At 60.2% G+C, this 13,438-nt stretch carries 12 protein-coding genes; 10 read left to right on the forward strand and 2 right to left on the reverse strand.

Going from position 1 to position 13,438, the window contains the following annotated elements; translation table 11 throughout:
* Positions 1-36: 36 nt before the first annotated feature.
* The 7 genes from U1A53_RS13725 (at position 37) to U1A53_RS13755 (ending at position 6,633) form a co-directional block, all read left to right on the forward strand.
* Positions 37-711, forward strand: a complete 675-nt coding sequence (locus U1A53_RS13725; protein ID WP_322281744.1) for a sigma-70 family RNA polymerase sigma factor — start codon at positions 37-39, stop codon at positions 709-711.
* Between the two features lie 121 nt (positions 712-832).
* Positions 833-2,230 (forward strand): N,N-dimethylformamidase beta subunit family domain-containing protein, encoded by a 1,398-nt coding sequence (locus U1A53_RS13730; protein ID WP_322281745.1) that lies wholly within the window; start codon positions 833-835, stop codon positions 2,228-2,230.
* A gap of 54 nt (positions 2,231-2,284) precedes the next feature.
* Complete coding sequence (locus tag U1A53_RS13735; RefSeq protein ID WP_322281747.1) at positions 2,285-2,479, forward strand: hypothetical protein; 195 nt, start codon at positions 2,285-2,287, stop codon at positions 2,477-2,479.
* Between the two features lie 5 nt (positions 2,480-2,484).
* Positions 2,485-2,769: a hypothetical protein gene (locus U1A53_RS13740; protein WP_322281749.1), complete on the forward strand. Its 285-nt coding sequence runs from the start codon at positions 2,485-2,487 to the stop codon at positions 2,767-2,769.
* A gap of 2 nt (positions 2,770-2,771) precedes the next feature.
* Positions 2,772-3,230 carry a hypothetical protein gene (locus U1A53_RS13745; RefSeq protein ID WP_322281750.1) on the forward strand — a complete coding sequence of 153 codons (459 nt, stop codon included), beginning with the start codon at positions 2,772-2,774 and terminating at the stop codon, positions 3,228-3,230.
* A gap of 49 nt (positions 3,231-3,279) precedes the next feature.
* Complete coding sequence (locus U1A53_RS13750; RefSeq protein WP_322281752.1) at positions 3,280-4,548, forward strand: right-handed parallel beta-helix repeat-containing protein; 1,269 nt, start codon at positions 3,280-3,282, stop codon at positions 4,546-4,548.
* A 69-nt stretch (positions 4,549-4,617) separates the two neighbouring features.
* Positions 4,618-6,633: an acetylxylan esterase gene (locus tag U1A53_RS13755; protein WP_322281753.1), complete on the forward strand. Its 2,016-nt coding sequence runs from the start codon at positions 4,618-4,620 to the stop codon at positions 6,631-6,633.
* Positions 6,634-6,708: 75 nt separating this feature from the next.
* On the opposite strand, the gene serA is transcribed toward U1A53_RS13755, so the two are convergent.
* Complete coding sequence (gene serA / locus U1A53_RS13760) at positions 6,709-8,316, reverse strand: phosphoglycerate dehydrogenase (RefSeq protein ID WP_322281755.1); 1,608 nt, start codon at positions 8,314-8,316, stop codon at positions 6,709-6,711.
* Positions 8,317-8,433: 117 nt separating this feature from the next.
* On the opposite strand from serA, the gene U1A53_RS13765 reads away from it, so the two are divergent.
* Together U1A53_RS13765 and U1A53_RS13770 are read left to right on the forward strand one after the other, a co-directional pair.
* Positions 8,434-9,579: a hypothetical protein gene (locus U1A53_RS13765; RefSeq protein ID WP_322281757.1), complete on the forward strand. Its 1,146-nt coding sequence runs from the start codon at positions 8,434-8,436 to the stop codon at positions 9,577-9,579.
* 76 nt (positions 9,580-9,655) lie between these two features.
* On the forward strand, positions 9,656-10,990 hold the full coding sequence (locus U1A53_RS13770) for a PQQ-binding-like beta-propeller repeat protein (RefSeq protein ID WP_322281759.1): 1,335 nt from the start codon (positions 9,656-9,658) through the stop codon (positions 10,988-10,990).
* A gap of 8 nt (positions 10,991-10,998) precedes the next feature.
* Here the strand turns inward: U1A53_RS13770 and U1A53_RS13775 are convergent, their stop codons facing one another.
* The gene (locus U1A53_RS13775; RefSeq protein WP_322281760.1) at positions 10,999-11,811 is read right to left on the reverse strand and encodes a DUF4190 domain-containing protein; all 813 of its coding nucleotides are present in this window, start codon (positions 11,809-11,811) and stop codon (positions 10,999-11,001) included.
* 162 nt (positions 11,812-11,973) lie between these two features.
* On the opposite strand from U1A53_RS13775, the gene gnd reads away from it, so the two are divergent.
* On the forward strand, positions 11,974-13,416 hold the full coding sequence (gene gnd, locus U1A53_RS13780) for a decarboxylating NADP(+)-dependent phosphogluconate dehydrogenase (protein WP_345786488.1): 1,443 nt from the start codon (positions 11,974-11,976) through the stop codon (positions 13,414-13,416).
* The last annotated feature ends 22 nt before the right edge of the window (positions 13,417-13,438 follow it).

Consider the following 13,438-nt stretch of genomic DNA (forward strand, 5'->3'; position numbering starts at 1 on the left):
TGGCCTGACGAATACTCGCCGTTACTATTCGCCCCCATGTCCGACCTGCCCAAAGTCGCTGAAACTGAAGAACTGCTCAAGCAGACCTCCGGATCGCCCCCGACCCGGAAAACGCTCATCGAGAAGCTCGACAATTGGGACGACTGGGCGAGCTGGGATGAGTTCTACCGCACCTACTCCGGCTTCGTCTTCCACGTCGCCCGCAAGACCGGCCTGAGCGACGATGAGGCCAGTGATGTCGTGCAGGAGACCTTCATCGGTGTCGCCAAGAACCTGCAGAAGAAGAAGTTCGACACCAGTCTCGGCTCCTTCAAATCCTTCCTCCTCAATCAAGCCCGCTGGCGCATTCTCGATCAATTCCGCCGCCGCAAGAAGCAGCAAAGCCGCGAGGCCAATCTCTACTCCGACGAAACCGAAGATCGCCGCACGCCGCCGATCGACCGCTGCGCCGATCCGAATGGTGTCGCTCTCGAAAAACTCTGGGAGAAGGAATGGCAGGACAAAGTGATGGACCTCGCCCTGCGCCGCGTGCGTGCGCTCGTTTCGCCACGTCAGTTCCAGATTTTCTCCTGCTATGTCATCAAAGGCTGGAGTCCCGAACGCGTGAAGAAGGAACTCGGTGTCAACGCCGCCCAGGTCTATCTCGCCAAGCATCGTGTCGGTCGCATTCTGAAACGCGAAGCGGCAAAGCTGGCGGAGACGGAGCAGTAAGAGAGCTAGCGGTCAAGGCTTCGCCGTCAAAGGGTCAAGAAGGTGCCTTCTTGACCCTCTTGACGACGACTTGACCTCTTGACCGCTGAAAGCGTCCGCATCTCCAACGCGTAGCCGTCTCATGCGCCGCATCCTCACCTTCCTCCTCGCTGCCTCGTTCCTCCACGCCACCGATCCCGTTCCGCTCTTCATCGAAGGCTACGCCGGACAGCGCAGCGTCGCTCAGGGCGAGGAGATTCCGATTCACGTCAGCACCACCGCAGCGAAGTTTGAGATCGAAGTCACCCGCCTCGGTGCCAAACGTGAAGTCATGTGGAAAAAGGCCGACGTGCCGGGCCAGGCGCATCCGGTGCCGGAAGATGCCTCCGCGAACGGCTGCCGCTGGCCGGAGAGCGTGCGCGTGCCCGTCGGTGCCGATTGGAAAAGCGGCTACTACGAGGTCGTCTTCCGCGCTGCTGATGCGGGCGGCAAATGGACGCATCGCGGCGCACGCACAGCCAGCAGCAGCGCATGGTTCATCGTGCGGCAGGCAAAGCCCGGCAGCACCTCGAAGATCCTGTTGCAGCTCTGCTCGAACACCTACAACGCCTACAACAACTGGGGCGGCTTCTCCGTGTATGCCTACAACAGCCTCTCGAAGAACCAGGGCAGCCGCGTGAGCTTTGAGCGGCCCGGCCCGTCGCAATTCAGCCGCTGGGAGCTGCCCTTCGTCGTGTGGGCGGAGCAAAACGGTTACCTGCTCGAATTCGCCGCCAATGACGACCTCGAATTCCGCCCCGACATGCTCGCCAGCTACAAACTCGTCCTCAGTGTCGGCCACGACGAATACTGGAGCACGCCGATGCGCGACAACCTCGAAGGCTGGATCGCAAAAGGCGGCAACGTGGCCTTCTTCAGCGGCAACACCTGCTGCTGGCAGGTGCGCAGCGAGGCCGAGGGCCGCGCCTTCACCTGCTTCAAGCAGAACTACCACCTCGATCCCGTCTTCCAGACACGCGACTTCAAAACACTGAGCACCGCATGGAGTCATCACCTGCTCAAGCGCCCCGAGAATGAACTCACCGGCGTCGGCTTTCTCTGGGGCGGCTACATGCGCAGCCATGGCCAGTTCATGGACGGCGACGCCTCCTTCATCGTGCACCGCCCCGACCACTGGATCTACGCCGGCACCGGCCTGAAGCGCGGCGACCGCTTTGGCGCGAAGGACACCATCGTCGGCTACGAGTGCGACGGCTGCGAACTCGAATGGCGCGACGGCCTGCCCTTCGCCACGCACAAGGACGGCACACCGAAGACCTTCGAAGTCCTCGGCACCTGCCCCGTGCGCTGGCACCCCGACGATGTGGAGTGGTATGAGAAATGGGAGATCGGCCGCACCGGTGCCGCCTGCCTCGGCCTCTACACCAACACCGGCACCGTCTTCACCGCCGCCACCACCGACTGGGCACATGGTCTTCAGGGCAATGATGCAGCGGTGGTGCGCATCACGAAGAATGTGCTGGAGCGGCTGGGGAAGTGACGACACATCCCGCCTGTTGACGACCGCTCACGAATTCGATATTCTCTCATAGTCATGTCACTCACCCAGCTCAAACAAGAAGCCGTGGAACTCTCGCCCGCCGAGCAGAGCGAGTTGATTGCCTTTCTCGGCTCGATCCAAATCGCCGAGGACGACGATCTCCGCGCCGAGCTGACCCGCAAGATCGACGATACCAATCCGGCCAACTGGGTGGACTTGGATGACCTTCAGAAGCGCTGGGCCAACTGATCCAAATGATCGAGTATCGACTGCTCGTGGATTTGGAAGCGGTGGTCGAACTCGACAGCCTTCCCAAACGCGACCGTAGTCGGCTGCTGCTCTTTTTCGAGAAGCTGCGTTCCTACCCCGAGCATTACGCCTCCGCCGACGAGCGTGATGATCGTGGTCGCCGAATCGACATCGCCTCCCACGCCGGCTGGCTCATCTACTACTGGACCGACTTCGCCGACCGCCACGTCAAGATCATGAAAATCAGGCGTGTGGCGGGAGGAACACGCCTACAAGGAAGAAAAAAGTGAGCATGCATTTCATTAATCTTCCCGAAAACGACATTCAGCGTGCTTTGATGTCATGGACGTGGCTGCCGCTGGCCGGGAAGTCCGTGATCAGAGTCACGGCATTTGGTGATTTCTTCCTCGCCGATGAGAATGGAATCTGGTTTCTGGACAAACTTGATGGATGCCTGACTCACGTCTGTGGAAGTGAATCAGAATTGGATTTTCTGCTTCAGAAGGAAGATGCGCAGGATCTATACCTGTTTGGTGGCTTTGTGGAGAAGTCTTACCGAGAAGGAATGCTCCTCAATGAAGGTCAGTGTTACGACTTCACGATCAGTCCTTTGCTCGGCGGTGTGCTCGAATACAAGAATGTCTGCGTTCGCAACTTCGTTGTGGCTGTCAGCCTCGCAGGACAGTTGCTTCAGAATATCAGGAGATTGCCAAATGATGCCAAAATCACCGGATTCACAGTCGCAAACTGACTTTGAATGACATGGAAAGCCATTCAAAGCAAAGGGCGTTGGTTCAAACATGAAACACCTGCTCCTCTGCTTCGCGCTTGCGCAGTCCCTCCTTGCCGCAGAACGGCCCTCGGTGACAAAACCACGCCAGACCAGTGGCGACGCCGCCGTACAGCCAAAGTGGGACGAGACGCTCACGATCACCGTCGGTGTGAAGGACGCGGACATCATTGGCAGTGACCAACGGGCAATTCAGTCGGCGGTGGATTATGTGGCGCGGCTGGGCGGCGGCACGGTGCGCATCAAGGCGGGCATGTATCGACTGCGAAACGCCGTTTATCTGCAAAGCGGCGTCCACCTCATCGGCGAGGGCGACAAGACGCTGCTCATCAAGGAGCCATCCACCACGACGCCGCTGAAGCTCGACAGCGACTGGTATGACCAGGAGATCACGCTGCATGATGCCACGGGCTTCCGGGTGGGCGATGGTGTGTGCTTGCGGGCAAAGGATGCCAAGACGGGCAAGGAAACCGTACTCAAGCGCACGCTGGTGGCCCGCAGCGGCAACCGCTTCAAGCTCGACAAGCCCCTGCGCGAGAACCTGTGGCAGATGAACGGCGCGACTTGCTCCACGCTGTTCCCGCTGCTCAGCGGTGAGTTCGTGGACGACGTGCGCATCGAGAATCTCGTGCTCGATGGCAATCGTGAGCACAATGCTGAGCTGGATGGCAATTACGCGGGCTGCATTTTCCTCCAGGACTGCAATCGCTTCCACATCAAGGGCGTCACCGCCCGCAACAACCACGGCGACGGCATCAGTTGGCAGATCTGCCATGATGTGATCGTCGAAAACTGCGTCAGCGAGAACAACAAAGGCCTCGGCCTGCATCCTGGCTCTGGCTCGCAGCGTCCCGTCATCCGCAACAACACGCTGCGCGGCAACGACATCGGCATCTTCTTCTGCTGGGGCGTCAAATACGGCCTCGCGGAGAACAATCAGATCGAAGGCAACCGTGTCGGCATCTCCATCGGCCACCGCGACACCGACAACCTCATCACCGCCAACACCATTCGCGGCAGCAAGCTCAACGGCGTCCTTTTTCGCCCCGAACGCGGCCCCGACTTCGCCGGGCATCGCAATCTCATCGAGAACAACACCTTCCTCGACAACGCCCCCGAAGGCGGAGCCGTCATCGACATCCAAGGCGGCACAGAGTCGATCACCATCCGCGACAACACCTTCACCGAAACCCGTGGCGGCAAACCTCGCGTGGCGGTGAAGCAGGGGCCGGACACGAAGCAGATCGTCGTTGAAGGCAGCAAGACGAAGGGATTGTGATTGTCACTTCAGCGCGTTCGTGATGAACTTCGTCTGCTCGCGCCGTTTGAGTGCGGTCACTTTCCAACCATGAAACACACGCTCCTCCTCGCCTTCTTCGCCGCAGCGCTCGCCCAGGCCGAAGACATCCGCCTTCAGCCGCCGAAAGACCTGAACGGCTACTTCCCCTTCAATCCGCCGTCATCGTTGAGTGAATGGGACCAGCGAAAGGAGCAGGTGCGTCGCCAAATCCTCGTTTCTCAGGGCTTGTGGCCGATGCCGACGAAGACGCCGCTCAATGCGGTTATTCATGGCAAGATCGAGCGGGAGGGCTACACCATCGAGAAAGTCTATTTCGAGAGCGCGCCCGGATTTTTTGTCACCGGCAGCCTCTACCGGCCCACCAACCCGAAAGGCAAGGTTCCCGGCGTCATGTTCGCTCATGGACACTGGAAGGATGCGCGTCTCTCCCTGTCCACCGATGACGTGGTGCGTCGTGAAATCGCCACAGGCGGTGAGCGCTTCGAGCGCGGTGGGAAGAGCATCTTCCAGTCGCTCTGCGTGCAACTCGCGCGCATGGGCTGCGTCGTCTGGCAGTGGGACATGCTCAGCGATTCAGATTCCGTTCAGATTCCGCGTGAGATCGTGCATACTTTCGCCAAACAACGCCCGGAGTCGAATACGACGGAGAATTGGGGCCTCTATAGCCCGCAGGCGGAGTCGCATCTGCAATCCATCATGGGCCTGCAAACCTGGAATGCCGTGCGCGGTCTCGATTTCCTGCTCTCGCTGCCCGAAGTTGATCCCGAGCGCACCGCCATCACCGGCGCGAGCGGCGGCGGCACACAGACGATGCTGCTCGCGGCCATCGACGACCGCATCAAGCTCTCCTTCCCCTGCGTGATGGTCAGCACGTCAATGCAAGGCGGCTGCACCTGCGAAAACTCATCACTGCTGCGCATCAACACCGGCAACATCGAATTCGCCGGACTCTTTGCGCCGAAACCGCAGGGCATGAACACCGCCAATGACTGGACGAAGGAACTCTCCACCAAAGGCTTCCCCGATTTACAGAAGCTGTACGCGACGCATGGCAAGAAGGACAACGTCTTCCTCCTGCGCGGCGAGCACTTCCCGCACAACTACAACGCAGTCACGCGCTCCGCGTTCTACACCTTCCTCAACAAGCACTTCAAGCTCGGCTTCCCCTCGCCCGTCATCGAGCAGGACTACGAACCGCTCACCAAGGAACAGCTCACGGTCTGGGACGAGAAACACCCCGCGCCGAAAGCCGCGGACCCTGAGTTTGAACGCAAGCTGCTCAAATACTTCACCGAGGATTCTAACAAACAACTGCGTGACGCTGATCCGCAAATCCTGCGCCAGGCAGTCGAAGTTGTCATTGGCCGCAGCTACGACAAGGCGGGCACGGTTGAGTGGGAACTCAAAGACAAGCAGGATCGCGGTGACCACCTTGAAATGACCGGCACGTTGACCAACAAGACCCACAGCGAGGAATTGAACGTGGCCTGGTTGTATCCGAAGCAGTGGAACGGCCGTGTGATCATCTGGCTTGATGACGCGGGCAAGTCCGGCATCGCCAACAAACAAGTGAAGGAGCTGGTCGCTGGTGGTAGCGCCGTTCTCGGTGTCGATTTGCTTTTCCAAGGTGGCGAACCGGTCAAACAAACGCGCGTCGTTGCCAATCCACGTGAGTTCGCCGGTTACACGCATGGTTACAACCACGCGCTCTTCGCGCAACGCACGCACGACGTGCTCACGCTCATCACCTTCCTGCGCAACACGAAGGTTGGCGATCATCCGAGTCCAAAAAATGTTTACCTCGCCGCTTTCGGCTCACAGACCGGCCCCATCGCCGTCGCAGCACGCGCTTTGGCCGGTGAAGCCGTGGAACGTGCCGCCATGGACACGCACGGCTTCCGCTTCGGCAAAGTGCTCGACTACCGCGATCCTATGTTCCTTCCTGGTGGGTCCAAATACCTCGACCTGCCCGGCATGATCGATCTCCAGGGGCCGCATCTGCGCTGGATCAAAGGCGAAGGCAAAGATCCCGAGAGTTCGGCAGTGGAGTGGTTGCTAAAGTAAGACCTCCTATCACTCAAACAAACAAGGGGCCGTTTGGCCCCTTGTTGCATGATTCGAAAGCGTTCTGGTGGTGAATCACACCACCACGCAATGCACGCGGGTGATGCCCTGGATCTTCTCCAGTTCGGCAAGCACTTCGACGGCGGGCGTGGAGTCGAGCGTGAGCAAAGTCAGCGCGGTGCCGCCTTCCTTGTTCCGGCTGAGGGACATGTCGGCAATGTTGACCTGGTTTTTCCCAAGGATGCTGCTGTAGGCGGCGATCATGCCGGGGCGGTCCTGGTTCTCGATGAGGAGCAGGGTGCCTTCAGGACGAGTCTCGATGTGGCGGTCGTTGACCTTCACAATGCGTGGCTCACCAGCGAAGAAGGTGCCGGCGATGCTGGAGGTCTCGGTGCCGTTGCTGGCCTGGACTTCGATGAGGTCGGTGAAGACGCTGGCCTCAGGCAGGCGGCTTTCGGTGAAGCGCAGGCCGAGGTTTTCAGCGACGCCGTTGGCATTGATGTAGTTCACCTGTTCCGGGCCGACCGCGCGTTCGAGGAAGCCTTTGAGCACGGCACGGGAGATGAGCGAGGTGTCGCCGCTGCCGATTTTGCCGCTGTAATTGATGCGGACGACGTTCGAGCGCGACGGAGCGAGCTGGGAAACAACGCGGCCAAGCAGTTCACCAAATTTGAGGAAGGGTCCGATCTCGGCGAGCACTTTGGGATCGACGTTCGGCATGTTCACCGCGTTCACGACGGTGCCGAGGAGGAGGTGGGCTTTGATGACTTCGGCGATCTCGATGCCGACGTTTTCCTGCGCCTCTTCCGTGCTGGCGCCGAGGTGCGGGGTGAAGACGGTGTTTGGAGCACTGAGCAGCGGGTAGTCGGCAGGTGGTGGCTCGACTTCGAAGACATCAAGCGCAGCACCGGCGATGATGCCATCGGTGAGCGCCTGGGCGAGAGCGGCGTCATCGATGAGACCGCCGCGGGCGCAGTTGATGATGCGGCAGGATTTTTTCAGCGAGGCGAGACGCTTCGCGTTGATCATGTGCTTCGTCTCCGGAGTGAGCGGCATGTGCATCGTGATGTAATCCGCCTGCACGATGGCGGCATCAAGGTCTTCGCACAGCTCCACGCCGAGGCTTTCGGCACGGTTTTTGGACAGATAGGGATCGTAAGCCACGACGCTCATGCCGAAGGCCTTCGCACGCTTGGCGAACTCAGCGCCGATGCGGCCCATGCCGAGCACGACGAGCGTTTTGCCATAGACTTCGGTGCCTTGAAAGCTTTTGCGGTCCCACTTGCCGCTGACAATGGTGGCGTGCGCCTGCGGGGTCTTGCGGGAGAGGGCCATCATCAAAGTGAAAGCCTGCTCGGCGGTGGAGATCGTGTTGCCGCCGGGAGTGTTCATCACCACCACGCCGCGCTTCGAGGCGACTGGCACGTCGATGTTATCGACGCCCACACCGGCGCGACCGATGACTTTGAGATTGGGGGCGGCTTCGAGCACTTTGGCGGTCACTTTGGCACCGCTGCGGACGATGATGGCGTGCGCGTTGCGGGAGGCTTCGATCATGGCATCCTCGGCCTTGAGATTCATGTTCACCTCGACGGAGAAAGACGGCTCCGCTTTGAGCAGGTCGATGCCTTTGCTCGAAATAGGGTCGTTGTTGCCGGCGATGAGGATGTTGAACTTGGACATGGGTTGGTTTGGGGGAAAGGGCGCGCAGACTAGCCACCTTTAACCTGCGCTCAAGGAGCAATGCGTGCTGGACAGAACAAGGGGGGCAGCGTTGAATGACGCATGCTTGCTGGAATCATGTCCGCGTCTGTTTTCCTCGCCTTGACAGGCCCTCTTTCCATGGAGGAGTTCGCTGTCGCGGCCGGAATCGCAGTACTGCTGCCGCTGATCGTCTGGCTGGTGATGCGGAGCAAATCCAAACGCCAGCAGGCCGAAGCCACCGCCGCTTTGGACAAACTGCGCACCGATTCCGCAGCCGCGTTGAAAGCCGAGCAGGAGAAGGCCGCCGCGCAGGCTGCCGCCGCTCACAAGACAGCGACTGAAGCCACCGCGCGTTTCACCGACCTGGAACAGCGTTTCACCACGCATCGCGAGGTCGCGGATCGCCGGGCGAACGATGCTTCGCAGCAGATCACCCGTTTGGAGAGCGAACTGGCCGCCACACGTGAGATCGCCGCGAAGCTTCCGCCCACAGAGTCTCGCATCAAGGATCTCGAAATCGCCCTGGCGGCCGAGCAGGGCCGGGTGAAGGCACAGGAACAGGCCATTGAGGCGACAAACGCCCGTGCCGCTGATTTTGAAAAGCGTTTGATCGAAGCGCAGGAAGTGCTGCTCAAAGGCAAGGCGCAGATGCAGGAGTTTGAGGCTGAAATGCGCAAGGTGAAGGCCGAGCAGGCTGCCTATGCCGCCGCGGGCGGCCCCGAAGCCGAACTGGCGAAGGCCCGCGAGGCCAATCAGCAGGCTGAGGCGAAGATTGCGAATCTGCAACGTGCCTTGAAAGCCGCCGAGGCCCGCATCGAGATGGTGCAGAAAGAATTCATGAACGCCGTCGGTGTCGCCTCCGCTCCTGTGATGGGCGGGCCTTCTCCTGCGGCCGTCAGCGACAAAAAGATTCGTGATTTGGAGGAAAAGCTGGCCCAACTGGAAGCCGAGTCGCGCAAACGTGCGCGTGAGGACGGTTACAAGATTGCAGAGCTCGAATACCGGCTCAGCGAAGCGCTGGAGAGCGCCAAGACTTCCTCTGGGAAGTCCGAGCCTCCCCAGGCGGTACCGCCGCCTGCTGAACCCCATTCACCCGCGGCGTCCCCTGTCATCGAGGAACCCGTGAGTGAATCCCCTGCGTTCGCCACCTCTCAGCAGGCAACGACCGAAGCAGAACCTGTGAAAGAGGAAACTCCGCCGTCATCGATCACGCTTGCCGGGACGCCCACACCCTCAGCCTAGCCTGAAGGCGGCTTTGGAGTCACCTGCGATCTCTCCTGGCAATTTTTCCCACACACACGCGTTTTACTCGCCCCGCATGAAACTCACCCTTGCCCTTCTCACCCTTTTCTCTGTCTCCGCCTTTTCCGCCACGGACTGGTCCCGCTTCCGCGGTCCGAATGGCAGCGGCCTCGCTGAAACCACCGGTTTGCCTGCCGTGGTCGATGACAGCACCACGCTGTGGAAAGTGCCGGTGGGCAAAGGCTGGTCCTCGCCCGTGCTCTGGGGCGACATGGTTGTTGTCACCGCCGAGACCTCCTCGCCTGTATTGGCCAAGCGAAACGAGAAAGCAGCCCCCAGTGCGGGCAAACGTGCCGTCATCGCCTTCTCCGCCAAGGATGGCAAGGAGCTGTGGCGGCATGAGGAGGAATTTGTCTCCCACCACATCCATCCGCAGTACAACACCTTCGCCAGCAGTTCCGCCTTCATCGACGCCGAGCGCATCTACATCAACTGGAGCACCGGCACGACCATCCAGGCTCTCGCCCTCGACCACAGCGGCAAACAGGTGTGGCGGAACGAGCATGTGGCCGATTACATCCATGAGCACGGCACCGGCATCTCCCCCGTTGTGGCCGATGGCATCATGATCGTGCGCAGCGAGTTCGACTGGCAGCGCGATGGCAAGGTGTACACCGAAGATCCCGCGCAGCAGAAATGGAAGTCCTGCATCGTCGGCCTCGACGCCAAAACCGGCAAGCAGGCCTGGAAGCTCGACATCCCCAACTGCCTCAACACCTTCTCCACGCCCGTGGTGCATGAATTGAAGAACGGCAAAAAAGAAGTGATCTGCGCCGATACCGGCAGCGGTGTCATAGGCATCGACCTCAAGACCGGCAAGATCAACTGGCAGCACAATCCCGGCTACAGCCAGCGCAGCCTCGGCTCCGGTGTGTTGAGCGACGACTTCTACTTCTGCACCTTCGGCACCGGCGGTGGTGTGAAGGAAGTGGCTGCGCTCGATTTGAAAAGCGGCAAGCCCCAGCCGGTGGCCTTCGACATCCCCAAAGGCCTGCCCTACGTCCCCTCGCCTCTCGTCATCGGCGAGCACATGTATCTCCTCGGCGACGGCGGCATCCTGCGCTGCGTGGAGTTCAAGACCGGCAAGGTCATCTACGAGGAGCGCATCGAAGGCACCGCTGGCAGCGCCAAGTTCTTCAGCAGCCCCGTCGCAGGAGACGGCAAAATCTTCTGCGCCAGCCAGCAGGGCGATCTCATCGTGATCAAAGCCGGTCCGAAGTTCGAGAAACTCGCCGCCAGCAAGCTCGATGGCCCGGTAAATTCCGTCCCTGCCATCGGCGACAAGCGTCTCTACGTCCGCACCGTGAACTCGCTCTACAGCATTGGTGCCAAGGGACAGCCGGTGCCGTGAGTGATGCGTCAGGGAACAGCGCCTTCGCGCTCGACTGACACAGAGCCATCGTTGTGAGCGACGATCTTTTTCTTCGTTCGATCTGCCTTCCGGCTGGTCAGGATGATGAGATTTCCCGCGTCGCTGTCGGTATGACCGGCACCCAGATACTCCCAGCCTTGACCGGGAACATTCAAATGTGACGGAAACTCAAGGAGTCTGCGATCCTCCAGAATCTTTTCATCGAACAACACATCCAGCGTGGGAGGATACTTGCCCTCGTGATCAGCCGCATACTGCTTCATGCCCAGCACAATCTGCTTCGCATTGTTCACGGCTTTCATCTGGTTGCCTTGGATCTGCACTTGGGTGAAAGCCGGCACCGCCAGCGAGGCAATGATCGCGATGAACGGGAGCGCCACGATCATGATGTAACCCGTGACGAGTCCTGTGACGGCCATGCCACTTCCCTTCAACACTCCGGCGGATTTTTTGATCGCCGAGAGTCCGAGGTGTCCCAAGATGATCGCAGGAATGCATGGCAGCCAAAGCAGCAGGCCCAAAATGCCGCAGATCATGCTCCCAACCGCCATCCCGGACGTTTTCGCGTTTGGCAAAGTCACGGAGGTTCTTGCCGCAGAAGGACCAAAGACGGGCGCTGAAGCGGCAGGAATCGGCGGCGTCTGTGGCGGGATCAGCTTCGACAGCGGTTCCCACTCCGCCATGCCCTCGCACCAGCCGAGGTCGCTGCCGCTGAGTTCGCCAGACACGAGGCGGCGATACACCTCCTGTTGGTCAAAGGGGCCTGACTTCTCTGCGTTTTTGGCGACGTGGTATTGCATGGCAGTGTGGGATGAGGATGGAAACGACCGCAGGAATACCAGAATCCACCATCCCGGCACAACGACAAAAGGGGCGTGTTTCCATCAATCCCGTTCATGGCTGCCATGAGGAAAATCTCCTTTGCCAAGGCGGAGCGGGCGGGTATGTCTGCGGCCCAAATTATGAGCAAAAAAAGTGACTTCGGATTGATCGGCCTCGCTGTGATGGGCCAAAACCTCGTTCTCAACGTCGAAAGCCGCGGCTTCCAGGTCAGCGTCTATAACCGCACCACCAGCGTGACGGATGAGTTCCTCGCCAAACATCCCGGCAAAGCCCTCGTCGGTGCCCAAACGCTCGAAGAATTCGTTCAGAGCCTCGCCCTGCCACGCAAGATCCACATCATGGTGAAATCCACCGCCGTGAAGGACAGCGACCGTGACGCCGTGGACGCCGTGATTGAGCAGCTCATCCCGCTCCTCGCCAAGGACGACATCATCATCGACGGCGGCAACAGCTTCTACCAGACCACCGAGCGTCGCGACGCCTACCTCGCTGAGAAAGGCCTTCGCTTCATCGGTGCCGGCGTCTCCGGCGGTGAAGAAGGCGCCCGCAAAGGCCCAAGTATCATGCCCGGCGGCCCTGCCAGCACCTGGGAGGTGATGAAGCCGATCTTTGAAAGCATCGCAGCCAAGGTCGATGGCGAACCTTGCGTCATCCACATCGGCCCAGGCGGTGCCGGTCACTACGTGAAGATGATCCACAACGGCATCGAGTATGGCGACATGCAGCTCATCTGCGAAGCCTACAACATCTTCAAGCACGCCGGCTTCACCACCGACGAGATGGCCGCCATCTTCAATGAATGGAACGAGGGCGACATGCAGAGCTACCTCATCCAGATCTCCGGCAAAGCCCTCGAACAGAAGGACCCCGAAACCGGCAAGTCCATCGTCGAACTCATCGTCGATAAGGCCGGCCAGAAAGGCACCGGCCAGTGGACGCTCATGAACGCCGCCGAAAACGCCGTCGTCATCAGCACCATCAACGCCGCCGTCGAAGCCCGCATCCTCTCCAGCCAGAAGAAGCAGCGCGTCGCCGCCAGCACCCAGCTCACCGGCCCGAAGGTCAACATCACCATCGCCAAGGCTGAGCTTGTGAAGAAAGTTCACGACGCCCTCTACGCCTCCAAGATCATCAGCTACGCCCAGGGTCTCGACCTCGTCAAAACCATGGGCGAGAAGAAGAAATGGGGCCTCGACCTCGGCCGCATCGCCAGCATCTGGCGCGGCGGTTGCATCATCCGCGCCCGCTTCCTCAATCGCATCACCGACGCCTATCGCACCAACGCCAGCCTCGCCAACCTCATGCTCGATCCGTTCTTCAAGGACGTCCTCAGCAAGACCCAGCAGAACTGGCGTGAAGTGGTCAGCATCGCCACCCTCAACGGCATCCCCTGCCCCGCCTTCAGCGCCAGCCTCGGCTACTACGACAGCTACCGCGCCGAGCGCCTTCCCGCCAACCTGCTGCAAGCCCAGCGCGACTTCTTCGGTGCCCACACCTACGAACGCACCGACAAGCCCGAAGGTCAGATGTTCCACACGGAGTGGCCGGAAGTGATCGGGTAAAGTGGTCCGCACAGTCCTCTGT

It is taken from the genome of Prosthecobacter sp., from assembly GCF_034366625.1.
Classification (GTDB): Bacteria; Verrucomicrobiota; Verrucomicrobiia; order Verrucomicrobiales; family Verrucomicrobiaceae; genus Prosthecobacter.